General features: G+C 31.8%; 18 protein-coding genes. 5 read left to right on the top strand and 13 right to left on the bottom strand.

Annotated elements, in window-relative coordinates:
- Positions 1–4: 4 nt before the first annotated feature.
- From NON08_RS06000 to NON08_RS05965, 8 genes are all read right to left on the bottom strand, one after another.
- Complete coding sequence (locus NON08_RS06000) at positions 5–712, bottom strand: MurR/RpiR family transcriptional regulator (protein WP_256690530.1); 708 nt, start codon at positions 710–712, stop codon at positions 5–7.
- A 1-nt stretch (position 713) separates the two neighbouring features.
- On the bottom strand, positions 714–2,012 hold the full coding sequence (locus NON08_RS05995) for a 6-phospho-beta-glucosidase (protein ID WP_256690529.1): 1,299 nt from the start codon (positions 2,010–2,012) through the stop codon (positions 714–716).
- 19 nt (positions 2,013–2,031) lie between these two features.
- Complete coding sequence (locus NON08_RS05990; RefSeq protein WP_256690528.1) at positions 2,032–2,895, bottom strand: N-acetylglucosamine kinase; 864 nt, start codon at positions 2,893–2,895, stop codon at positions 2,032–2,034.
- Positions 2,895–3,980, bottom strand: coding sequence for a DUF871 domain-containing protein (locus NON08_RS05985; RefSeq protein ID WP_256690527.1), 1,086 nt, complete (start codon positions 3,978–3,980; stop codon positions 2,895–2,897). The genes NON08_RS05990 and NON08_RS05985 overlap by 1 nt, the downstream gene beginning before the upstream one ends.
- Before the next feature lie 8 nt (positions 3,981–3,988).
- Entirely contained in the window at positions 3,989–4,351 is a 363-nt protein-coding gene (locus tag NON08_RS05980) for a PTS lactose/cellobiose transporter subunit IIA (RefSeq protein ID WP_256690526.1), read from the bottom strand.
- 5 nt (positions 4,352–4,356) lie between these two features.
- Positions 4,357–5,661 (bottom strand): PTS sugar transporter subunit IIC, encoded by a 1,305-nt coding sequence (locus NON08_RS05975; RefSeq protein ID WP_256690525.1) that lies wholly within the window; start codon positions 5,659–5,661, stop codon positions 4,357–4,359.
- A gap of 24 nt (positions 5,662–5,685) precedes the next feature.
- A complete protein-coding gene (locus tag NON08_RS05970; protein ID WP_256690524.1) occupies positions 5,686–5,991 on the bottom strand; it encodes a PTS sugar transporter subunit IIB in 306 nt (101 codons plus the stop codon).
- 231 nt (positions 5,992–6,222) lie between these two features.
- Complete coding sequence (locus tag NON08_RS05965) at positions 6,223–6,990, bottom strand: autotransporter domain-containing protein (protein WP_256690523.1); 768 nt, start codon at positions 6,988–6,990, stop codon at positions 6,223–6,225.
- A 149-nt stretch (positions 6,991–7,139) separates the two neighbouring features.
- On the opposite strand from NON08_RS05965, the gene NON08_RS05960 reads away from it, so the two are divergent.
- The 3 genes from NON08_RS05960 (at position 7,140) to NON08_RS05950 (ending at position 10,836) form a co-directional block, all read left to right on the top strand.
- Positions 7,140–7,391, top strand: coding sequence for a GlsB/YeaQ/YmgE family stress response membrane protein (locus tag NON08_RS05960; protein WP_256690522.1), 252 nt, complete (start codon positions 7,140–7,142; stop codon positions 7,389–7,391).
- A gap of 161 nt (positions 7,392–7,552) precedes the next feature.
- The gene (gene aspT, locus NON08_RS05955) at positions 7,553–9,268 is read left to right on the top strand and encodes an aspartate-alanine antiporter (RefSeq protein WP_256690521.1); all 1,716 of its coding nucleotides are present in this window, start codon (positions 7,553–7,555) and stop codon (positions 9,266–9,268) included.
- A gap of 14 nt (positions 9,269–9,282) precedes the next feature.
- Positions 9,283–10,836, top strand: coding sequence for a bifunctional aspartate transaminase/aspartate 4-decarboxylase (locus NON08_RS05950; protein WP_256690520.1), 1,554 nt, complete (start codon positions 9,283–9,285; stop codon positions 10,834–10,836).
- Positions 10,837–10,866: 30 nt separating this feature from the next.
- On the opposite strand, the gene NON08_RS05945 is transcribed toward NON08_RS05950, so the two are convergent.
- Positions 10,867–11,682, bottom strand: a complete 816-nt coding sequence (locus tag NON08_RS05945; protein WP_256690519.1) for a hypothetical protein — start codon at positions 11,680–11,682, stop codon at positions 10,867–10,869.
- Positions 11,683–11,694: 12 nt separating this feature from the next.
- A complete protein-coding gene (locus NON08_RS05940) occupies positions 11,695–12,537 on the bottom strand; it encodes a hypothetical protein (protein ID WP_256690518.1) in 843 nt (280 codons plus the stop codon).
- A gap of 168 nt (positions 12,538–12,705) precedes the next feature.
- Here NON08_RS05940 and NON08_RS05935 point away from each other — a divergent pair, with 168 nt between their 5' ends.
- Positions 12,706–12,951 (top strand): GlsB/YeaQ/YmgE family stress response membrane protein, encoded by a 246-nt coding sequence (locus NON08_RS05935; RefSeq protein WP_256690517.1) that lies wholly within the window; start codon positions 12,706–12,708, stop codon positions 12,949–12,951.
- A gap of 61 nt (positions 12,952–13,012) precedes the next feature.
- Here the strand turns inward: NON08_RS05935 and NON08_RS05930 are convergent, their stop codons facing one another.
- The 3 genes from NON08_RS05930 to NON08_RS05920 form a co-directional block, all read right to left on the bottom strand.
- Entirely contained in the window at positions 13,013–18,697 is a 5,685-nt protein-coding gene (locus NON08_RS05930; protein WP_256690515.1) for a hypothetical protein, read from the bottom strand.
- A gap of 118 nt (positions 18,698–18,815) precedes the next feature.
- On the bottom strand, positions 18,816–20,087 hold the full coding sequence (locus NON08_RS05925; RefSeq protein ID WP_256690514.1) for a phosphatidylserine decarboxylase family protein: 1,272 nt from the start codon (positions 20,085–20,087) through the stop codon (positions 18,816–18,818).
- Between the two features lie 164 nt (positions 20,088–20,251).
- Entirely contained in the window at positions 20,252–21,673 is a 1,422-nt protein-coding gene (locus NON08_RS05920; RefSeq protein WP_256690513.1) for a sodium-dependent transporter, read from the bottom strand.
- A gap of 419 nt (positions 21,674–22,092) precedes the next feature.
- On the opposite strand from NON08_RS05920, the gene yfcC reads away from it, so the two are divergent.
- A complete protein-coding gene (gene yfcC, locus NON08_RS05915; RefSeq protein WP_256690512.1) occupies positions 22,093–23,592 on the top strand; it encodes a putative basic amino acid antiporter YfcC in 1,500 nt (499 codons plus the stop codon).
- Positions 23,593–23,694: the final 102 nt, after the last annotated feature.

Here is a 23,694-nt window from a genome sequence, read left to right as displayed (position 1 = left end):
TTTTTTATATTAAATTTAATATATTCTCTAATATTAAAGCATAGATAAAGTAACTATCCTCTATTGATAGCTGTAGATCTAAATCTACATCTAAAAGAGCTCGATCATCATTTTTTAATCTCTCTCCTATAAATATAGTGTTTAATCCCTTATCTTTATTACTTTCAAATATATTTCTAACTGATTTAGATATAGTTCCACTTAAAACTAAAACAACATCATCTTTTTTAAAGGTTTCAATAACTTTTAAACTGCTCTCTTCACCTAAGTTTAAAAATATATTTTTTCCTGTTGTTAAAAGTTTTGAGTACACAAATCTCTCTAAATTGAGAAACTCTCCTTCACAAATAAGCATAACTCTATCACTATTTTTTATGTATTTAGCAATTACTAAGATGTTTTCTAAAGTTACTGTTGGAGGTAGAGCAAAGATTTTATCTTTGAAACTATCTAAAAGTTTCTCTAAAAATGTGTTATCTTCAGCTAAGTAGTCTCGACTTTTATTCAAATCTATTTTCATATCTAAAAATCCACTGTATCCAAGTTTTTTAGCCAATCTTATTATAGATGGAGCACTGACTCCAGATTTATCTGCTAAGTCCATAACATTGTATTTTTTTACTAACACTAGATTTTCTTTTATATACTCCACTAGCTTTTTTTCACTTTTAGTTAACTCATCCTCTATTCCTTCAACTTTTAAAAAAAACATATTACCAACCTTTTAAATATTTTTTATTCTGCTCTATCACCATATCTAGTGCTTGCTTTGCTAAAGTTCCGCTGTTAACTAGTGGATTTATAGTAAGAGCTTGCAGTGCTTTTCCATAATCACAATTTATAGCTGCATCTATAACTAACTTTTCAAAAGTTTTAAGTAAAGCTACCTCTCCCTGAGCTGACAGCGATAACTGCGAACTAGATAGTGGAATAGCTCCTGAACTTGTTATATATGCTGTTGTTTCAATAACACTGTCATCTGATAGTGATTTTATTATACCATTATTTAAAACGTTTACAACCATTAAACTTTTTTTATTGTTGTATATTGATGAGATCAGTTCACATGCAGCTTCTGAGTAGTAAGCTCCACCTCTACTCTCTAACTCTTTAGGTTTTTCACTTAAGTTTTCATCTTTATATATTTGGAAAAGTTTATCCTCTACCTCTTTTACAAATTCAGCTCTAGTTTTATGTCCCTCATAATCCTTTAGCTGTTTTTTTAGCATATCCCCTCTCATATAGTAGTATTTATGATATGGACATGGCATCATTCCAATCTCCTCTATCTGCTCTGGTATCCATGGAGTTGCATCAATGTTTTTAGGATTGAACTTCTCTGAAAGCATAAGCTTAGGCAGTATCTCTTTTACTACATCACGACCTTTAAAATATATATGTTTTCCCCATACATAGTGATTTAATCCCACAGCGTGGAATATAAAGTCATCGCTTCCTAAAACCTCTTCAACAGCTTTCATCATTCCCACAGGAACATTACAAAGACCTATACACTTTACCTTTGTGTTGTTTAAAACTGCCTCTGTTACCATTCCACTAGGGTTTGTAAAGTTTATAAGCCAAGCCTCTGGGCATAGCTCCTCTATATCTTTACATATATCTAAAATTACAGGTATTGTTCTAAGAGCTTTTGCCATACCTCCAACACCATTTGTTTCTTGTCCCATCATCCCAAGTGATAGTGGAATTCTTTCATCTTTTATTCTAGCATCTAAAAGTCCTACACGAAGCTGAGTTGTTACAAAGTCAGCACCTTTTAAAGCCTCTCTTCTATCTAAAGTTAGTGTTATTTTCCAATCTAATCCTGCTGCTGCTACCATTCTTCTAGCTAAATTTCCAACTATCTCTAGCTTCTCTTTTCCATCCTCTATATCCACAAGGGCTATCTCTTCAATTGGAAGTTCCTGTGCTCTTTTTATAAATCCCTCTATAATCTCAGGAGTATACGATGATCCCCCTCCAATTGTAGCTATTTTCAATCTTTTTTTCATATTAAAACCTCCACCTAGCTTAATCTTTTAAAAGTAACGTTGCACCGTATTCATTGCTGTATTTTCTTTTTACAAAATCTATTCCTAAGCTATTTAGCTCTAAGAGTAACTTCTCTCTAATTATAGTTTCATTTTCTATGATTCCACCTACAAAACCAACAGAGTTTAAATCTGTAACTCTTTTTAAATCAAGTATTAGATTTTTTAAATCTTCCACTGTCTGATCTATAATCTCTTCACATATTTTGTGATTACTATTTTTTAGAACTATAGAGGATAGCTTCGCTATCTCTCCCTTATCATTTTTATAGATCCATTTTAAAAACTCTCCACTATTTTTAGTGTCTGTTAATTTTAAAATATCCTCTAGAACTTCCTTTGGAAAACTCTCATCTTTATCAAAAGAGTGAAATAATCTTTTTCCAAGGGATAGACCGATAGAGTAACCACTTCCCTCATCTCCTAGTAGATGACCCCATCCACCTTTTCTATATAGAGTAGAGTCTTTTACTGCAAAGCCTATACTTCCAGTTCCGCTTATTATCATCATACCATCATTTTTTCCATGAATAGCTAAAAGACCTATGTGTGCATCGCTGCTTGCAGAGTATTTTTTAAAACCAATCTCTTTTAATATTGAGTTTAGCTTCTCTACATCTTCAGGTCTTCCTGCTCCTGCTGCTCCTACTCCTATTTTTACACTCTTTGCTTCTAAATTAAAGTGGCTTAACATATTTTCAAAAACCTCTTTTACTTTATCTCCACTAACAACTTGGAGGTTCATAGGACCACCTAAAAAGTGTCCTAGAACCTCCATCTTGTCGTTGTATAAAGTAGCTGTTGTTTTTGTTCCCCCACCATCAACACCTAAAATATACTCCATTATTTTACCTCTTTTAATATAAATTTCTCCCAAGGTTTTATATCATCTAATAGATAGATCTCATCCTCTTTTATTCTACCTACTACATTTGTTTTTCCAGTATTTTTCATATCTGTTTTAGCTATTTGAAGCTCTCCTGCATAATGTCCATATAAAGAGCTCTCTATTATAATGTCCCCTCTTTTTATATCTACAGGATTAAATACCTCAAAATTATGACCCTTATACTTTACTCTAGATTGAGTTGATCTTATTAAATTCTCATTTACATCTCCTCTATTGAAATGTAAGAAGTTTAATACGATATTTTTTTCCACTTCAGGTATATTGTCTACTAAAGTAACTGATAGATCTAACATAGTCTTTTTCAGTTCCCCTAATTTTTTAAGCTCCTCTTCACTAGCATAGCAGTTTGATATGATAACTGTATCAATTCCCTCTTTAAATAGATCTTTTGCTGCTACATCTACAGGTAGATATCTATGCTCCTCTAATGTACATAACCCCTCATCCACTGGCCATGGTCCAAAAGTAGCATTCTGTGAGTTCACAAAAGCTGATGTCACTAAACCATACTTCATAAAGTTTTTATTACACTTTCTAAAGTGTTTTCTAGTTAGTCCTGTATATCCATGTGGATAGAAGTTATGACACCCTAAAAGATTGTCTCTATTAGGCTTATAATCCATTATAGTATCAACATATTTTGTGTCGTTACTCATATTGATCTCAATTTTCAAGTCATACTCATTAAAAGTCATAAGTGATTCTTCATTTCCTGTGTATCCAACATCTAAACGTATTCCATAAGCATCTAAATTTTTAAAGAAGCTTAAATCACTATACGATATATTTAGATCACTAAAAATTTTTGGACTTACATCAGCTATAACTTTAAATCCTAGAGAGTTAGCATATGCAATTGTCTCTTTGAAGTTTTGAACAATCTTCTCTTTATCCCCTTCTATAGATAATAAACATGTAAAAATTCTAGTAAATCCATATTTAGAAGCTAACTTTATATACTCTTTATCCTTTTCAACATCTGAATGTCCTGGATATATTGAAATTCCTAACTCTCTCATAATTTCTCCTATCTATTTTCTAATTTTTCTAGTCTTTCATTCATCTTAAACATAGTCTCATACATCTTTATCATCTTTTTGATTAACTCTTTTTCAGCAATTGCTGTCATTAAATGATCTTGTGCATGAACGAAAACCATAGATATTGGTGTTGGCTCTCCTGCTGCTTCTTTTTGAATAAGGTCTGTTTGAACATAGTGAGCCTTATGAATAGCACTTTCTGCCTCTTTTAATTTTGCTGCAGCTGCTTCAAAGTCACCTTTTTCAGCTTCTCCTAAAGCCTCATAAGATAGTCCTCTACACTCTCCTGCTTGTCCTACTATAGTAAATATAATCTCCTCTAACTCTTCACTCATCTCTACAACTGACATATATATTAAGCCTCCTCTAATCCTTCTTCTTCTAACTCTTGTGCTGACATTTTCTTATCATACGCTTTCATGAACGGATAATAAACTGCTGCCATTAAAACTATATTAAATATACAAAGTGCAACTGCTCTCACATCTCCACCTGTTGCTAGGTATGCTCCAATTGGTGCTGGGAATGTCCAAGGAGCTAGAATAGCTGGTCTTGAAACTAAGTTTAGCGCCATTACTGTATAAGATACTATTGTTGCTAGAACTGGTCCTAGTACAAATGGTATTGTGAAAAACGGATTTAACATAATTGGTAATCCAAATATAATCGGTTCATTTATATTGAAAATTGCTGGTAATATTGTAGCTTTTCCTAGATCTTTTAGGTATTTAGACTTTGCAAATAGAAGTAAGAATACAAGTCCTAATGTTCCTCCTGATCCTCCAATCCAAATAAACCACTGGAAGAATGGCTCTGGAGTTATATATGGTAAAACTTTATCTCCAGCTTGCATAGCATCAGCGTTTGCTGTTAACATCTCAAGCCAAATAGGTCTAGCCATAGCTCCTATTACTGAAACTCCATGAATTCCAGCTGTCCATAACATTGTTATTAACATAACCATTATTATAGCTCCAATTGGAGTATCTACAATTCCCTTTAAAGGGTTAAATATATTTGCAAAGATATTGTGAATATCTAATTTAAACATTACAAATAGTAACCAAGTAACTAAAACTACAGCAACTGTTGGAAATAGAGCTTCAAAAGATCTAGCAACTGAATCAGGTACACCTTCAGGCATATTTATTGTGATTCCCTTTGTTTTAAAGAATCTTAAAACTTCCACAGCAAATATAGATGTCACTATACCAACAAAAAGTCCAGCTCCTCCAAGTTTACCCATAGGTAAAACAAATCCTAATCCCTCTCCAGTATTTGAAGTGGCAATAGATGGAATTATGGTCATAAAATATGCAACTAACGATAGTGTTCCTCCTGAAACTCCATCTAGTTTATAATTTTTAGCTAAACTGTAACCAATATTATAAGTAGCATATATTGCTACAAGACCCATTGTAATTCTAAAAGGTATTAGAATATCTCCAATATTCTTTTGAATCCACATAAATACACCCATGCTTTCTTTCCATGCTGCAGGCACTGGAGGGAAAGCTATTATTAAAAAGAAACTTCCTACTATTGTTAAAGGAATAGTTGAAACCATTCCATCTCTTATGGCTTTTAAATGTCTTTGTTCTGCTAATTTAGTCATTGGTTTCATAAAAACATTTTCTATTATTGCATAAAATTTTTCCATTTTATTTTATCTCCCCTGTTTTTTTTATTTTAACATCTCTTTAACTTGAGCAAGTAAAAACTTTCCACCTAATGGACTGTAACCCTTTGTTTCTATAACTTGTACTGGAGTGTTATTCTCCTCCCCAATAGCTTTAAACTCATCAATTTTATGTCTGATCTGTGGTGCTACTAAAGCTCCATCCCATCCATTTTTTAATTCAGTTTCAAACTCTCCCGTTCCTACAGCTTTTGAAGTGATCTCTAATCCCTCTTTTTTCCCTTCATTAACTAAAGCTTTAACAACCATTGCACTTGACATTCCACCTGAACAAACTAATAATATTTTCATTTTCCAACCCTCCAACTTTCTTTGAAAAAATTTTCCATTTTTTTATTTTTTATATTTATATATTTACTATTTTTTTGTCAAAATGTCAACTTTTTTATTTTTTTTACTTTTTAAGAACATATAGTTCTTTTATGGACTTGTAAAAAATCTGTATTTCATCGTATAAATTTTGTAAAAAAATTCCAAAATATCATTTTAAATAAAAAAAACTGCAAGATTAGCTTGCAGTTTTTAAAATATATAACTTACTCCTGCTGTCACTTTCCAAGACTCATCCTCTGAAAAAAAATATTTATATCCTGTATAAAAGGACACCCCTGTAGCTGGATTCCCAATAGCTCCGTTTAAACCAAACTCTTGGGAAAAATCATTTTTATCCTTTAAGTCTCCTCTTTCACTCTCCTCTACTAAACTTTTCATTCTATTTTTTACATCTTCATCTATTCTATTAAGCTCCTGTCTAACTCCTGCACTCATAGAAAAATCCACTATATGACTCTCTTGAAAATACTGTTTTCCAACTCCCATTCCCAAGTAAAAAGTATTTAATATTCCATTTAAATTATCTAAACTCACATTGTAGTTTCCATAATTCTCATTTATACTTCTTTGAAAAACAGCCATAGACTGAATTTTTCCCATAGGTTCTAAATAAAGGGAATCAACTTTAATTTTTTTAGAAACTTTTCCAACTCCTCCAAAAAAATGGTTTTTTAAGTTAGAGTTTAAAGATTCATTTAAATTTTCACAACTAAATCCTATTAGATCCTCACTATATCTCAAGTATGCAACATTTACTTTCTCATCTGATTTTAATTTAGGAGTTCTTAATCCACTTTTTAAATTGGTATCCATTTGAATATAACTCATAGTCCAACCTGAATCTAAACTTAAATTTACTGGATATCTTTTTCCTATAAAGATTTTATTCTCTTTTTTATCTGAACCATAAAGCAGTTGAAAAAATAGAATAAACACTAGAAAAATACCCCTTGTCACAGAACCCCTCCCATAAGCTTTTTTTATTTATACAACAGATTTTTTAATTTACCTTTTGCTTTTTTCTCATTAATTTTATTTTTTTTAAAAGAAATTTTTAATTTTTTACGAATAACTAAAACAAAGATATATTTACGGGAGGTTTCTCTATGGGATTATTTTCATGGATTATATTAGGACTTTTATCTGGCGCATTAGCTAGACTTATGATGCCAGAAGTATATACAGCTGGACTTTTTGCAACTACAATTTTAGGGATTGTAGGAGCTTTAGTTGGTGGATTTATAGGTAGTCTTCTTGGAATAGGATCAGTTACTGGTCTTAATTTAGGTAGTATTTTCCTATCTGTTATCGGTGCTTTTGTTGTTCTATTTATTTTTATAAAATTTAGAGGACGTTAACATTTGCCTGTTAAGTAAAATTTAGATAAATGGAGGAGGGGTTAAGGTTTCTGACCAGGCTTTAACCTCTTTTCTATTTTTTGGAAACAAAATGAAGGAATGATTTTTTTAATTTTGTATATTAAATCCAGATTGGATAATATATTTTAAGGAGGAATTGTATGGAGATATTTGCAGACTATATTCGCTCTAACGTTTTAATTGCACTTTTTCTATCTATTGGTATCGGATATGCTATTGGAAAAATCAAAATCGGTAAGTTCCAGCTAGGTGGAATTGCTGGTAGCTTAATTATTGCAGTTATAATAGGACAGCTTGGATTCAATGTCCCTGGTATTTTGAAAACTGCTTTCTTCGCTTTGTTTATTTACGCTTGTGGTTATGAAGGGGGACCAAAGTTTTTCGGAGCACTGAATAATAAAGCTTCGATGAAATTTGTAATCTCATCATTTTTCATGACTGTTGTAGGTTTGCTGTGTGTTCTTTTTTGTTCATACTACTTTGATTTAGATAGAGGGCTTGCCGCTGGGCTTGCTGCTGGTGGTTTAACTCAATCAGCTATTATTGGTACTGCTGGAAACTCTATTGGAAATTTAGGTTTAAGTCCTGAGTTAACTAAGCAGCTTCAAACAAATGTTGCTGTAGGTTACTCTGTTACATATATTTTTGGTACTCTTGGTCCTGTTCTTATGGTTGGAACTATTCTTCCATTAATTATGAAGTGGGATCTTAGAAAATCAGCTATTGAACTTGAAAAATCTCAAGCTAAAGGTATTGTTTTAGGTGAAAATGAGTTTCTAGCTCTTGAAAAAGTTTCATCTAGAATCTATGAGATAACTAAAGACTCTAAATATCTTGGAAAAACAGCTCGAGAGTTAGAAGAGGATTTCAAAGAAAAAATATTTCTTTTAGATGTTTCTCAAAATGGTTCTGTTATAAAAGTAGATAACTATGATAACTATGTTTTCCAAGAGAATGATTGGGTTGTTATTGGTGGAAAAACAAAGGCTCTTCTTAATCTAGATGGTGTTCTAGGAAATGAGCTTTTTGATTGCACTAAGTTCTCTACAACTACTACTGAATATAAGAAATCTATTATTTTCCACTATAAAAAATTTGCTGGGAAAACAATTGAAGAGATAAAAGCTCTTTTACCTCCTGCTGCTACTCTTGGTTTTGTTGTAGCTCAAGTCTATAGAGAAAATGAGGAACTTCCTTTAAAACCTGACTTTAAATTTGAATTTGGAGATGAAGTTATTTTAACTGGTAGAAAGCAAAATATAGATAACTCTTATAAACTTTTAGGTTATGCTACACCTAGCAAAAATGTTGTTGACTATATCACTTTCTCAATTGGTATGATTTTAGGTATCATGATTGGAGAGATCACTCTACCTATTGCTGGTATTCCTATCTCTTTAGGAACTGGTGGAGGATGTCTTTTCTCTGGTCTTATTTTCGGATGGCTAAAAAGTAGATTCCCTAAAGTTGGTGGAATGGACACTGGTACAGTTTCTTTCCTTAAAGTTTTCGGATTAGTTGTTTTCGTTATAATTGTTGGTTTAAATGCTGGTAAGAGTGCCCTTGTTACTATTGAACAATACGGTATGACTCTATTCTGGCTTGGTGTTTTTGTAACTATGGTTCCACAGATTATTACATTCCTATTTGATTACTTTATCTTAAAAATTAAAAATCCTGTTGATTCAGTTGCTATCATTGCTGGAGGTAGAAGTGCTAACCCCGCTTATGCTGAGGTTCTTAGAAAAACTCAAAACTCTACACCAGTATTACCGTTCTCAGTTGGATATGCTGTTGCTAACGTATTTTTAACTATGTGGGGACCTGTTATTGTTGGAATTATAACTAAAAATTAAATGGAGGTATTATTATGAAAGAGTTAAGCCCATTTGAGCTAAAAGATCAGCTCATTAAATTAGCTGACGAAGCTTTTAAAGGTGAAGTTTTAAATGCTGGTAGAGGAAATCCAAATTTTTTAGCTACTCTTCCTCGTAGAGTTTTTAACTTAATTGGTAAATTTGCCATTGAAGAGTCTGAAGTTTCATACTCGTATCTTCACAATCATATTGGTGGATTCCCTAAAAAAGATGGTATTTACACTCGTTTCTTAATATTTTTAAGAAAAGAACCTTGTTCTGCTGAAGTAAATGGAATTTTAACATACCTATCTTATATTGAAGACCAACTTGGTTTAAATACTGATGAGGTTTTAATGGAGTTTGTAGAAGCTTACTTAGGAAGCCACTATCCTACACCTCCAAGAATGCTTGTTAACTCTGAAATTATTGTAAAAAAATATCTAACTAAAGAGATGTGTCAAAATAGAATTGAAACTGATTTTGATGTTTTTGCAACAGAGGGTGGAACAGCTGCAATGTTTTACATCTTCAACTCTTTAGCTACAAATAAACTTATTAAACCAAAGGATAAAATAGCTATTGTAACTCCAATTTTCACACCATATTTAGAGATTCCAAAATTATCTGAATATGATTTAGATATTGTTGAACTACAGCTTGATCCTAAATCTGATTGGCAGCTTCCTGCAGCTGAACTTGAAAAGCTTAAAGACCCTAGTATAAAACTACTATGTCTTGTTAATCCAAGTAACCCACCATCAACAAAATTAAGTACTGAAACTCTATTAAACTTAAAGAAAATTATAGATAACGACAGACCTGATCTTATGATTATAACTGATGATGTCTATGGAACATTTGGTGATAACTTTGTTTCATGTTTTGGAATAGTTCCTAAAAATACTCTTTTAGTTTACTCATTCTCAAAATATTTCGGAGCTACAGGATGGAGATTAGGTACTATCTCTGTTTCACATGATAGTATTTTTGATAAGTTTTTAAAAGCAGCTGATGATGAAGTTAACAGTAGATATGCAATAATGACACCAACTCCAAAAACTCTATCTTTCATTGATAGAATAGTTGCAGATAGTAGAGCTGTAGGTTTAAACCACACTGCAGGAATATCTACTCCTCAACAGTTACAGATGGTATTATTTGCTTTAAACTCACTAGTTGATCTAAATTCAGATTATAAAAACTCATGTAAACAACTTATAAGAAACAGATGTAAACTTTTATATTCATCTTTAGGAAGTCATTTTAATGATGATGAAAATATTGTAAGTTACTACACTCTTATAAATGTTGCTGATATTGCTCTTGAACTTTTTGATGAGAAATTTGCACAGTGGTTTAAAGATAACAATAAAATAAATGATTTCCTATTTGCTTTAGCTAAAGAAACTGGTGTTGTTCTACTTCCTGGAAAAGGATTTGGAGATACTCATCCTACTTTAAGAGTTTCTCTAGCAAACTTAAAAGAATACCAATATGAAGCTATTGGTAAAAAGACTAAGCAAATTTTAAAAGAGTTCCATACTCAATATGAAAACTCTAAATAAAAAAGACTAAAGTTAACCCTTAGCCTCACTTTACAAGCTGTAGATAGCTATTGCATCTGCAGCTTTTTTTAATGCTTTCTCTTTTTTCTTAGCTTCTATCTCCACATCAAAATCTTTAAAAAGCCAGATGTACTTTTTTATATCCTCATCTGATATGTAATCACTATGAGATTTATCATCTATGGAGTCTTTTCCACTTGATATATGTGCTAATGGTTTCTTATTTTTCCATGTTTTTTTTATTTTTTCTATATTATAGTTTTCATCCTTTGTAACTCTTGCGTGATGCACATCTAAAACCATAGAGATATCCATTTTTTCACATAGCTCTAAAACTTCAGTGGCTCTATAATAGTGACAATTTTCTAAAACTAATATACTTTTAGTGTAATCGTCTAAGGTATTATATGTTTTTATAAATTTATCTATACCATCTTTTTTTCCAATGTGAAGAACTAGTTCACTTATACCTGCAAATTTTGCAAACTGTACTTGGCTTTCCAATATTTTCAAGGAGTTTTCTATAACTTTTTCACTATCGCTATTTAAAACTACAAATTGATCTGGGTGAATTATAAGTCTTATTTTAGAGCTATACTCCTTTATGATTTCTAACTTTTGTAAAATATCTCTATCCTCTCTCCAGTTCCAAAGATCAGGATATGGAATTACAGATGATGAAACTCTATAGATGTAGTTGTTTTTTAAACAAAATTTTATACAGTCTAAAGTATAATCTAAATTAAAAAGTGCTGCTTCTTTAACTTTTTCTAAATTAAAGTTTTTAAGTGCGTTAACACCTTTTTTCATGCCTTTTCCATCTAACATACAAACAAGCCCTAGCATTTTACCACCATCCTAAAATCTATATCCTATATCTATAGCCACTGAATCCTTTGTTCCCCAAGTTGTTTCCACCATTAGAGTCATATTATTAGAAAGCTGAACAAATACTCCTGCTGCAGGTGATATCTCATCTAACTCTAAATCTATTGTGGCATTTAAATCTCCAATTCCAGCTTTAACTTGTGTTCCCATAAGCTGATAAGTAGCTCCTAAATATGGAGTAATATTAGTTATAAATGTATCTTTTGGTTTAAAACTATAACCTAATCTTGCATTTGAAACCTCTGCTTTTTTCTTAGCTAAACCATCCTTCATATGAATTTCAGTGTATGTATATTGAAGCATTCCGAAAACATTTTTATACTCTCCAGCTAAAATACCACCAATACCGTAAATGTCTCCCTCTGTTTTAAACTTTCCATTTAATTTTACTTTTTCTAAATGATTGTTTATCTTATCTTCGTAATCTCCTATTATTCCATCTACAAAGCCATTTCCAGTTCCTGGTATTCCTATCTGAGGGCTTCCTGCTCTCATATCTACATCTGCTTCTAATTGACCATATATTCCGTAAATAGACAAAAATGGTAATACAAAGTAATCTAATTTTACTCCTCTAACCTTAGCTTTTACTTCAATAGATTCTGGATTAATAATCTCTAAATCCACCTCATTGTTTCCAATGGGAATTTTTTTTATGTTTATATCAATGTTGCTTATCTTCCCTTTTTCTGTTTGGTTTACTCCTAAACCTGATATACCCCAACGATTCATTGGATATGGAATCCCATTCCAATACTCCTGCGCTAAAAGCAGTTGCGGTAGTAAAAATAATAATCCCGTTGTTCTTTTCATTATTTCTCCCTTAATTTTTTCCCTTAAAATTCCTTAAAATCCCTTTTATTGTATCACAGATGTTATTCTTTAAATAATAAATTTATTTTTAAGAAAAAAAAAGAAAGTCAAAACTATCTCTGAATAAGTGATTATAAAATAAAAAATTTTTTTTAGGAGGTTTAGAAAATGGGAATTTTAACATGGATTATCCTTGGAATTCTAGCTGGTGCCTTAGCTAAATTTATTATGCCTGGTACTCAAGGTGGAGGAATAATTGCCACTATGATACTTGGTATTGTTGGAGCCTTCGTTGGTGGATTTATAGGTAGTATTATCGGTATTGGTTCTGTTCATGGATTAAATATTGGTAGTATCTTTACTGCAGCTTTTGGAGCCATTGTAGTACTTTGGCTTTTCAATAAATTCAGATAAATAAAAAGAGAGATTTCAACGTCCCCCGAAATCTCTCTTTTTTTAATTTAAAATTATTAATCTACATAGTCCCTATTATATTTAAAAACCATCCAGAAGTCTTATAGTCCTGTTCTCCCAAAGAATCCTTGAACCCAGAGAAGTTATATCCCCCTCCAAGCTTCATATTTCTATCTATATTTTTATAGATTCCAAAGATAGCACCACTTAAAACATCTTCGCTAGCTCTATCCACTAACCATTGATATTGACCAAAAACTTCCCAACTATTCATAACACTGTAGTTAGCTTTAAAACCTAACATATATAGCTCATTTAAATAGTTATTTTTCTCACGTCTATACCCATTTTTCATAGATATATCTAGCTCTCTTGTAAAGGAATAGATTGTTTCAAACTCCCCTATATGAGCACTAAAATCTTTATTTGTTTTAGTGTCTCTATCTAATATTACAGTATATCTTGAAAGGTAGTTTAATCTATCGTTGTCTATAGGTCTATAGGCTAAGCCCATGCTACTTTCTAAATAACTATTTCTATAGATATCCTCTGTAAAAGAGTAATTAAATTTACCTGCAAAAGTATACTCTTTACTGTACTTATAGGTAAAAGAGTTAGTTGTAAGATACTGCTCTATAGCCTCTGATCCTTTATCCTCTCTATATTCAACTCTATTTCTTAAAGCTAAATTTTCTAATTCAGCTCTTAAATATAAAGATCCTCCTCTTCTACGACTCTTTTCATCATTTGGTAAAATAAGCTCACCATGCTGAATAGATCCACCTAAAGTTACACCTCTTCTTAAATCGTAATCTATACCATATCCTTGAAGTGATGCATTTTTACCTCTCTCTTTTATAAACTGATTCTCTTGATAGATACTAGTTCTCTCTCCCACTCTAGCTCTTTGACCTACAGTGTATCTATCTCTAGATATCTCTCCATCTGAACTATAACCTGAGTAGATATTATAGTTATCAAAAAGTTGATAATCTCCTCCAAGTTCAAAGTAGTTTCCTGAATCTCCAAAAGATGTTCTTCCATTAACTTTCAATCTGTCATTTATTCTCTTTTCAGCTCCTAAAGATAGAGCGTTACTAAGTCCAGCTTTTATCTCACTATAAAGTTTTGTACTCTCATTTAAAATATACTCTAACTTAGCACTAGTAACTGTTCCTGTCTCTCTTTTCTCTCCCCACTTCATCTGATCTACATATTGAAATTTCAAATAACTTTTTAAGTTTTCAGAGTGGCTATATTTTAGCTCACTTCCAAAAGTCTCTAAAAATCTGTCATCTAAATCTGAAGCAAAAGAGTATCCTCTCTCTTTTCTTTCATACCAAGCTTTTAACTCAGCTTCTTCTAAAAGTTTTAGAGCTCCTGTAATTCTATATGCATTTCCAGATATTTTACTCTCATCTCTATCCACCTCTTGGAAAGTCAATCCACCATCAAAGGATAGATAATTACTCACATTAGAAACTCCTGAACTACTGCTAAACTCGCCCTTTATATAGTTTCCATTTTCATCTTTTAACTTAACTTCAACACCTTTTAAATCATAATCTGTTTTTCCACGAGTTTCATGAACAGCTGTTATTCCAACTGTTACATTGTCATTTATATCCTTTACTACTTTCCCACCATAGTTAGATGAATCAACTACATCTCCATCTTTTGGAAGATAGCTATAGTCAACTACTAAATATGCGTAATAATCTGTAGAACTTCCACCGCTTAAAGGTGTTGTAAGTATAACCCTTCCTATAAAAGGATCAATTTCATAATCTCTTCCCTCTTGTAGATATATTATTTTTTCCACAACATAGGTGTCTGAATCAACAATTTTAATCCAAACTTTTTGGCTGCCCTTTAATACTTCACCATTTTTCAAAAAGTATAAACTTCCACCAGTTCCTAAAAACTCATCATGACCATACATAGTATTTGGAGTACTCATAAAAACTTTTACATTTATATCATCCTCTTTATACTCTCCTTTTAGTCCATAGAGTTCCTTGTTGTAATCCATAAACTTTGTTCCTACAAATCCTGTTTCATAGTTACCCCACATTATATATGATTTTTTGTGCTCCAACTTTAGATAAAGCTTTCCATTTGTACTTATCTCTTTTCTAATTTTAGAGTCGTCTCCATAAGTTGGATAATATACATAATCATCATCTGTAACCCTTTCTAAAAGCGTCTGATTTTTTTTATCCTTAGTATCAAAATGAAGTGTAAGTTTATAGTCACCATAACTTCCTTTACCAAAATATGTAGCTCTTGGTTTTTCACTATCTTTTCCTACATATGCATCAACAAGACCTGTTCCCATATATGTATAGTTCTTTTCACTCTTTACCTCTTGTGACTCATCCTCTTTTCCCTTTTGAACTATAAAATTAAACTTTGTTAAAGAGTAGGGAGTTATTCTTTTTACAAGTGGATTTTCACTTTTTATTACACTTCCTTTTGGCAAACTATTTTCATCTAATTTTAATGAGAAATTTTCTCCAAAAGCTTTTTCAACCCATTGATCAGGAAGATGGAATCTTCCAAACTCGTCCGCTTGAACTACTACTCCTGAAGGTGTATAAACAACTGCGTATGGTATTCCTTCATCAGTTTTTTCATCTATTACTTTACCAATTATAGTAGCTGTATTTAAAAGTGAATCTCCCTTTACATTGACACTAGCTTCACCAATATTTGATATCTTACTGTTTCTATTTGCCACATAACTTTGAAATATATTTTTACCTATATTAGCTCCTACAGTAGCTTTCATATAAAATGTTTTACTATATTTTTCCCCTGGTTTTAAACTAAATTTCTGGAACTCCTCATCTAGATACCTAAACCCTTTTGGTGTAGTATTTTTTAAACTTAGATTTTCATAGCTCTCTTTATCTAAATTTTCCACACTAACAGTAAAACCAACTACCTCTCCAAGCTTTATCTCACTTTTTGTAGAACTTAAACGAACTCTTACTCCTTGCTCAGCTTTTTCCTCCTCTGAGTACTCAGACATGGGTTTTAAATATATTGTTTGATCGTCATTTGTTCCGCCAGCTATTTTAGCTTTACTCTCTATAACTCCAATAGCGTTACTATCTATATCAGCTTCTACTAAAAACTCTATCGTTACTCCTGGACCTATATCAACTTTTGTATTTAAATCCTCTCGACCAGAAACTTCATTTTTCAAATGAGTATGTTTTTTAAATCTACTCGATTCATCTTTAGCTCCTAAATATGTTACTTTCCAATTGGAAAAAGCTCTACCATAACGCTTTCCCTCTTTCTCTGTTGTAACTTCAGAAAGTATATCCTCTATAGGTATTGAACGACCATACCCATCTCCTTTATTTTTGATTGTAAGCATATATTTCAGTTTATCCCCTGGTTTATAAATTCCATTTTCAGGTTCTAAAAGAGTTTTTTCTCCACTAACTGAACCGCCAACACTACCTAGTTCATCACTAGTTTTTCCCATTCCATTTATCACAAAACTCATACCAGATAATGTTCCAATAGCCCTATCTGAAACTATCCCTGATATTTCAAAAGTTATACTACTCTTTGGAGCAAAATCTATATTTTTTCTAATCTGATTACCTGTATCACCCATTTTAGAAGTTATAACAGTTCTTGGATCACTACTTTTTATCCCTATGTTTATTCCCTCTAAAACTTTTTCTTTAACATCTGAACCAGCTACTAAAGCCTTTACATTATCTAAATTACTTTCTACATTTAAGTTATCTAAAAATCCCTCTCCAATATTTTTTAAAACAACTTCATAAGTTACCATATCTCCAGGCTTATATCTCATCCCTTTTGTAACTATCTTTCCATTAACACTCTTTAAACTATTTGAAAATTCAAGCTTTCCAGGTAAAGACTTAACTTCACTCTCTTTTATATCATCTCCATAAACAGATCTCATATGTATACTATCAAAAATACTATTTTTAGTAACACCTTTAAAGTTATACTTTACCTCTTGCCCTGGATATATCACTGGAACTTTCTCAATTGGAGAGCTATTTTTAAAAGCATTTACTTTTTTATTTTCAACTCCTGAAGCTGAAACTAAAGCTTTATCTACATCTAATCTATATTTTTGTTCATATGCAGTTCCATAACCTCTATTTTTCAAAGTGATAGTATAATCGATCTCTTCACCAGCTTTATAACTCTCTTTTAATACTTTTAAACTATGAGTTACATCACTTTTGTCCATCTTTGCAACTACGTTATCCTTTACAATATCTCCCACTGACTCTTTAGATACTTTTCCTTTTACTCTATACTCTACAGCCCCTCCAGGTAATATATTTAAAACATCCTCTCCCTCTGAAGTTTCATCCACTATTATCCCTTTATCTCGAGATATTTTTTTATCACTAGATGAAAAAGCTAAAATCTCTCTTCCACTTACAGATTTTGTTTTTAAACTATCTATATTACTATTAAATCTATAGTTATTTAAAATTCCAAGACCTTTATTTTCAACTTTAAAAAGATATTCTATATAACCTTCTGATGTATATCCCTTTAGTTTTTTATTTCCACTTTTATCCAAATAGCTCTCTACTTGGTAGGTTACCTTAGGCTCTGAACTGTGTGATGAAATTTTATTATTGACCGTATGACTATCAATCAATAGTTTTGATTCTATATCACTAACACTAAAATCATCTACATATACATTGTATTTTTTTATAATTTTTTTGCCTTTTCCTAAAGCTATTACCTCTTTTAAACTAGTCTCATTTTTAGGGAAAGCTTTAACAACCTCTCCCTTCCAGTTCACTACTTCACTTTTATCCACTAGAAACTCCAAAGGAATATTACTACCATTTCCTTTTCCACTATTTTTTATCTCTATCTCATATGTATACTCTTTTCCAGGAGAGTACTTCTCAGTATTTAAAAATTTTATATCTAAACTGTATGGCTCGCTTTTCGTAACTAACCCTTTATACTCAATATCACCTAAAATATTCTCGTTTATTTTACCTTTTATCTCATAGATTAAGCTCTCTCCAAAAGGGATATCCATCACACTTCGAACATCTTCTCTATTACTTTTAACCTCTATATTTGAAAGAAGTAGTTCTTTTTTTCCATTTAAAGTTGGTACTAAAATTTTATCTATCTCCTCGTCTAACTTGAAGTTATTTAGATATCCTAGACCATCAGGTTCAACTACAACTTTGTAGTTTATGTAGTCTCCAGGGGAGTAAGTTTTTAAATCTACCTCTCTTTTTATTTTAGCCTTTGAACCTAACACTTCACCTTTATATGTTCTTTTTTCTAAAAGTTGATTATCCTCATAAATTGTAACTATATTTTTTAGCTCTTGAGATAAAAGTTTTGGATTTGGTGTAGCTACAATCTCATATTTTATACTCTCTTCTGGAAGTAACTCTACAATCTTATCATCTAAAAGATCTCTATCTCCTGTACTAATTTTTTTACCATTTTTAAATATCTCCCAAGAGGTAAACGCCTCTCCTTCAACATCTAAAAATCCTTCACCACTATTTGCTAACTGCCCCTTAACTTTTGTTAAATCATTCACTATCTCAATATCTCTTTTAGGACTATTTTCATAGTTTGAAATTATAATGTCATATGTAAAGGCCTTTAGCGGATTAATCTCCCTACCATAGAGAGTTTCTAATAAGACTATTAAAGTTATAAAAATTTTAAATAAAAATAGTAGTTTTTTCACACTCTCCTCCTTCACATTTTTTATCTTTATTATAACATTTTTGAAGGGGAAGAATAAAATAAAAAACTAGGAGAATTTGCACTCCTAGTTTTTCTGATATATCTATTTATTTACTAATTTATTTATTTTTTCTTTTTACAGTTGCCAAATGCGCATTTACAGGAATATTTGAACTATCAAGTCCAGGAGTTTGATTGTGTAAATTAAACTCTACCTCAACTTGAGGTCCAAAGAATAGACAATGAGTTGATCCACCAAAGTGGAACATTCCTAACTCTTGACCTTTTTTAACATGTTGTCCTTCAAAAACACGTACATCACATGTTGAAACTTCAGCCATTCCAACAGCCATAAAACAGAATAAACCTATATCTGGATTGTCCGCTTCAATAAAAATTAAAGCACGAGTTGCAACTTCACAGATATAACCTTGTGATTCATTTGGTCCTGCTGGGTCAAGACCTACACTAAGTGCTTGTGAATAATATGTTCCATCTATAATTTTTGTTTTTACAACTTTTCCAGAAATTGGTGCATGCCAACGATGGTAGCTAAGAGCACTTAGAAATGCTTGATAAACAGTTCCACCAACGAAGTTTTCAGTCAATGGATCATTATCTAGCATAAATTTTAATGCATAAGGTTGTGCCTTTATCCAAAACTTATCATATAGTTGAACATTATTAACTAATCTATATGGAGCAGACTCACAAGCATTTATAACAATAGCGTCATCTTCAGGCATAGCAATAGGTCTAACTCCCTCTCTGAAACGACGTGTGAAAAAGTCATCCCATGATGTAAAACCGTAGTGAGGTAAACTTGGATCGCAAATAAAATCATCAACAAATGTTGGCATTGCTTTTTTAGCATCTTCTCCAAACCAACCTGTTTTAGGATCATCATTTAAAACATGAGCACTTTCTGCTGAAGATAGATATACAGCCCACTCATCTAACATATTTTTAAGATGTGAATTAATTTTTTCATCTAAAAATCCTGCCCAACCACCAGTTGTAGCCATAGACCAATCTAAGATAGCATTAAAAGGAAAACCTACAAGCCCAGTTTCATCAAACTCTGGAGAATGAGTCATAATTACATTAAAAAGAGATAACATATGCTGATAATCACGAACTTGAGGTAAATCAGCTGGTGATTTTGTTTTATTTTTCGCAACTTGATCAAACATCTGAGTAAAAAACATATAAGCTTTTGGATCTGTTTCAATGAAGTTTTTTAAATTTTCAACAGCTGGTAATAATGGTCCAGTGTGCTTATCTGCTTTTGCCATAATTTTTTTCATCCAAGCAACTAATGTTTCTTGATCTGAAGGCATCCATTTTCCTGCCATAAATGTTTTATCAATTGGTTTAATATTTTTTTCCATTTTAACACTCTCCTTAATTTAAATTATAAAAAGAAAAAAATCTTTATATATCTACTTACAATTTTTTTTTTATTTTCCTTGTAATTTATAAAAAGCAAAAAGCACAGAGTTTAATCTGTGCTTTTTTACTTAATTCACTTTAATATATACCTTAGGAAAATTTATTACGCTGTTTTTACTTTTCTTCTATTTTCAAGTACATCGAAGAAAATTTGTAACATGAATATAACCGCTAATGAGAAACTAAGTGCACTTCCTACCACTCCAACTGCTTGAAGTAAAATTAGTGCTAAAAGTTGAATACCTAGGTATTTAACTCCAATCATCCATACTGAGAAGAATGGGAAAGAAACCTCTCCATCATTTGTAATCTCTTTTTTAATATCCTCTTTATCCCAGATAAATCCAACAAATACACAAAGTAGTAGTCCACCCATTGGTAATAAAATATTATCTGTTAAATATCCTAAGAAATCAAAGAAGTTTAATCCAAAGAATACTTTTAACTCAGCTAATGGTCCAAAAGAGTGTGAGTTTGGAATTGCAAATACTGCAATTAAAGCACTTACTAAAATTGTAGCTTTCTTTCTATCTAGCTTCATTTGATCTACAACGAAAGATACAACAACCTCTAATAATGAGATAGTTGATGTTAGTGCAGCAAATAAAACTAGCACAAAGAAGATAATTCCAAATAGGTTACCCATTGGCATTGAAGCAAAAACTTTAGGTAAAGTTATAAAGATTAATCCTGGTCCAGCTGTTGGCTCAAGTCCAAATGAGAATACCGCTGGAAGGATAGCAAGTCCTGCAAGTAAAGCAATTAGTGTATCTAACACAGGTATACAAAGAGCACTTTTTACAAGGTTAGTGTCCTTTGGAAGGTAACTACCATAAGTTATCATAGCACCCATACCTAAACTTAGTGAGAAGAAAACCTGTCCTAAAGCTGCAATTACAACTGAAGGAGTAATCTGTGAGAAATCAGGTTTTAGGAAATATTTAATTCCTTCCATTGCATTTGGAAGAGTTACTGATCTTGCAACAATAACTAACATAAATACAAACAGAATTGGCATCATAATTTTACTTGCTTTTTCAATTCCGCCAGATACACCCTTTAAAACAATTAATGCCGTTACTACAACAATAACAAAGCTATATACTATTGGTGACGTTCCAGAAGAGATAAAGTTTCCAAATGTTGCCACTGGGTCCTCTGTAAGTCCGCCTCTAATAAACATACCGATATATTTTACAATCCATCCAGCAATTACAACATAGTATGAATAGATAATAAAACAACATAAAATTCCAAAGATTCCAATGAATCCCCAACCTTTTTTAATATTATTATATGATCCAAAGGCATCAGATTTTCCTCTTCTACCTATCGCCATCTCTCCTAACATAAGGGAAAAACCTAGTATTACTATTAGAGATAAATAGACAATTACAAATGCTCCTCCTCCATTCTTTCCTGCTAAGTAAGGAAACTTCCATAAATTTCCAAGTCCTATAGCTGATCCTGCCGCCGCTAATACAAAACCTACACTTGATCCCCAATTACCTCTTTCGTTACTCATAGTTCTTCACCGTCCTTTTGAAAATTTTTTTTTATTTTTAAGAATAATAACACATACAAAACTAAATTACAATAGTTTTTTTACATTTTTTTAGTACAAATGTCTATTGTAAAAGAACTTTGATAAAATAAAAGACTTTTGTGCTATTTTTATGTACAAGTATTTGAAATTTTTAGAATTGACACTTTGGCTAAATTTATAGTATACTGTTCTTAGTAAAACGGAGCCTAAGGCCGATGGCGAAGATGTTTGTAATATATTTGTGTTGTGATGCTGCCATAACAATACGCTTATTAATTCATATTTAAAATTTTTAAGTAAGATAATTTAAGCTATTCAGGCATACCTATAGGTATGCCTTTTATTTTGCAATACATATTACCTCTTTAGGCGAAGCATAATTTTTTAGGAGGAAACAAATGAAGAAAAAAATCAGAATACCTGATACCTATGTCATTATCTTTTTTGTAGTTGTCTTTGCTGCAATTCTTACTTACCTTATTCCTGTTGGTAGCTTTACCATGGAAAAGATTCAATATGCCACTGAAGCTGGTATGAAAACGAGAACTGTTCCTGTTCCAGGAAGTTTTAAATATGCGTTAAACGATTTAGGACAACCTCTGACTAAGGGTATTCCTATATTTGCTGCTGGTGGAGATATGAGTGTTACTAACTATATCTTTGAAGGTCTTGTTAGTGGAGATAAATGGGGAACTGCTGTTGGTATTATCGCATTTATCCTTATCACTGGTGGAGCTTTTGGTATTATTTTAAAAACTAAAGCTGTTGAAGCTGGAATACTTAATATGATTAAAAAAACTAAGGGATCTGAGGCACTGCTTATACCTCTTGTTTTCCTTCTATTCTCTTTAGGTGGAGCTGTATTCGGTATGGGAGAGGAAGCTATTCCTTTTGCTATGATTCTTATACCTATAGTTGTTGGTATGGGATATGACTCTATCACCGGTATTTTTATGTGCTATATATCAACTCAAATTGGATTTGCTACATCTTGGATGAACCCTTTTAGTGTGGCTATCGCTCAAGGAGTTGCTGGGGTTCCTGTACTTTCTGGAGCTATGTTTAGAATAGTTATGTGGATATTCTTTACATCTTTTGGAATTATCTATACTATGAGATATGCTAAAAAAGTTAAAGCTAATCCTGAGTTATCAATATCTTATGAAACTGATAAGTTCTTTAGAGATGATTTTAAAGCTGATGAAACAGAAGATTTAGAATTTAAGTTAGGACATAAACTTGTATTTTTAACAATATTCTTAGGAATGTCTTGGATTATTTGGGGAGTTGTTTTCCATGGATATTACTTACCTGAAATAGCTGCACAGTTCACTATTATGGGAGTTGTTTCTGGAATTATTGGAGTTATCTTTAAATTAAATGATATGACTGTTAATGATATTGCTATCTCTTTTAGAAAAGGTGCAGAGGACCTTATTGGAGCAGCAATGGTTGTTGGTATGGCTAAAGGTATAGTGCTAGTTTTAGGTGGAGTAGATGCTGGAACTCCTACAGTTTTAAATACTGTTTTAAACTCTGTAGCTGGTGTTTTAAGCCATTTACATGCTTCTATATCTGCAGTTGCAATGTACTTCTTCCAGTCTGTATTCAACTTCTTCGTTGTATCAGGTTCTGGACAAGCAGCTTTAACAATGCCAATTATGGCACCACTTTCAGACTTAGTTGGTGTTCCTAGACAAGTTGCAGTACTAGCTTTCCAACTTGGAGATGGATTTACAAATATGTTTGTGCCAACTTCAGGTATCTTAATGGCTATTTTAGGAATAGCTAAAATTGAGTGGGGAGTTTGGGCTAAACTTCAAATTAAATTCCAAGGAATCCTTTTCTTCCTAGGATCAATTTTCATGATTATTGGAGTTTTAATAAAGCTTCAGTAAAAAATATTTTTAAATATAGTTTGACATTTTGAAAGAAAATGTTGTATACTCACTCTTAACAAAAACAAATAGAGGTTAGTTCACTTCCATATACGGAGCCTA

The organism is Cetobacterium sp. NK01 (assembly GCF_024506395.1).
GTDB lineage: Bacteria > Fusobacteriota > Fusobacteriia > Fusobacteriales > Fusobacteriaceae > Cetobacterium_A > Cetobacterium_A somerae_A.
The sequence above is the reverse complement of the archived record's forward strand: the minus strand, read 5'-3'. Positions and strand labels throughout refer to the sequence as shown.

Bases quoted from the DNA above. Each gene is read 5' to 3' on its own strand.
- NON08_RS06000 (WP_256690530.1), bottom strand. From the start codon at position 712: ATGTTTTTTTTAAAAGTTGAAGGAATAGAGGATGAGTTAACTAAAAGT.
- NON08_RS05995 (WP_256690529.1), bottom strand. From the start codon at position 2,012: ATGAAAAAAAGATTGAAAATAGCTACAATTGGAGGGGGATCATCGTAT.
- NON08_RS05990 (WP_256690528.1), bottom strand. From the start codon at position 2,895: ATGGAGTATATTTTAGGTGTTGATGGTGGGGGAACAAAAACAACAGCT.
- NON08_RS05985 (WP_256690527.1), bottom strand. From the start codon at position 3,980: ATGAGAGAGTTAGGAATTTCAATATATCCAGGACATTCAGATGTTGAA.
- NON08_RS05980 (WP_256690526.1), bottom strand. From the start codon at position 4,351: ATGTCAGTTGTAGAGATGAGTGAAGAGTTAGAGGAGATTATATTTACT.
- NON08_RS05975 (WP_256690525.1), bottom strand. From the start codon at position 5,661: ATGGAAAAATTTTATGCAATAATAGAAAATGTTTTTATGAAACCAATG.
- NON08_RS05970 (WP_256690524.1), bottom strand. From the start codon at position 5,991: ATGAAAATATTATTAGTTTGTTCAGGTGGAATGTCAAGTGCAATGGTT.
- NON08_RS05960 (WP_256690522.1), top strand. From the start codon at position 7,140: ATGGGATTATTTTCATGGATTATATTAGGACTTTTATCTGGCGCATTA.
- aspT (WP_256690521.1), top strand. From the start codon at position 7,553: ATGGAGATATTTGCAGACTATATTCGCTCTAACGTTTTAATTGCACTT.
- NON08_RS05950 (WP_256690520.1), top strand. From the start codon at position 9,283: ATGAAAGAGTTAAGCCCATTTGAGCTAAAAGATCAGCTCATTAAATTA.
- NON08_RS05945 (WP_256690519.1), bottom strand. From the start codon at position 11,682: ATGCTAGGGCTTGTTTGTATGTTAGATGGAAAAGGCATGAAAAAAGGT.
- NON08_RS05940 (WP_256690518.1), bottom strand. From the start codon at position 12,537: ATGAAAAGAACAACGGGATTATTATTTTTACTACCGCAACTGCTTTTA.
- NON08_RS05935 (WP_256690517.1), top strand. From the start codon at position 12,706: ATGGGAATTTTAACATGGATTATCCTTGGAATTCTAGCTGGTGCCTTA.
- NON08_RS05925 (WP_256690514.1), bottom strand. From the start codon at position 20,087: ATGGAAAAAAATATTAAACCAATTGATAAAACATTTATGGCAGGAAAA.
- NON08_RS05920 (WP_256690513.1), bottom strand. From the start codon at position 21,673: ATGAGTAACGAAAGAGGTAATTGGGGATCAAGTGTAGGTTTTGTATTA.
- yfcC (WP_256690512.1), top strand. From the start codon at position 22,093: ATGAAGAAAAAAATCAGAATACCTGATACCTATGTCATTATCTTTTTT.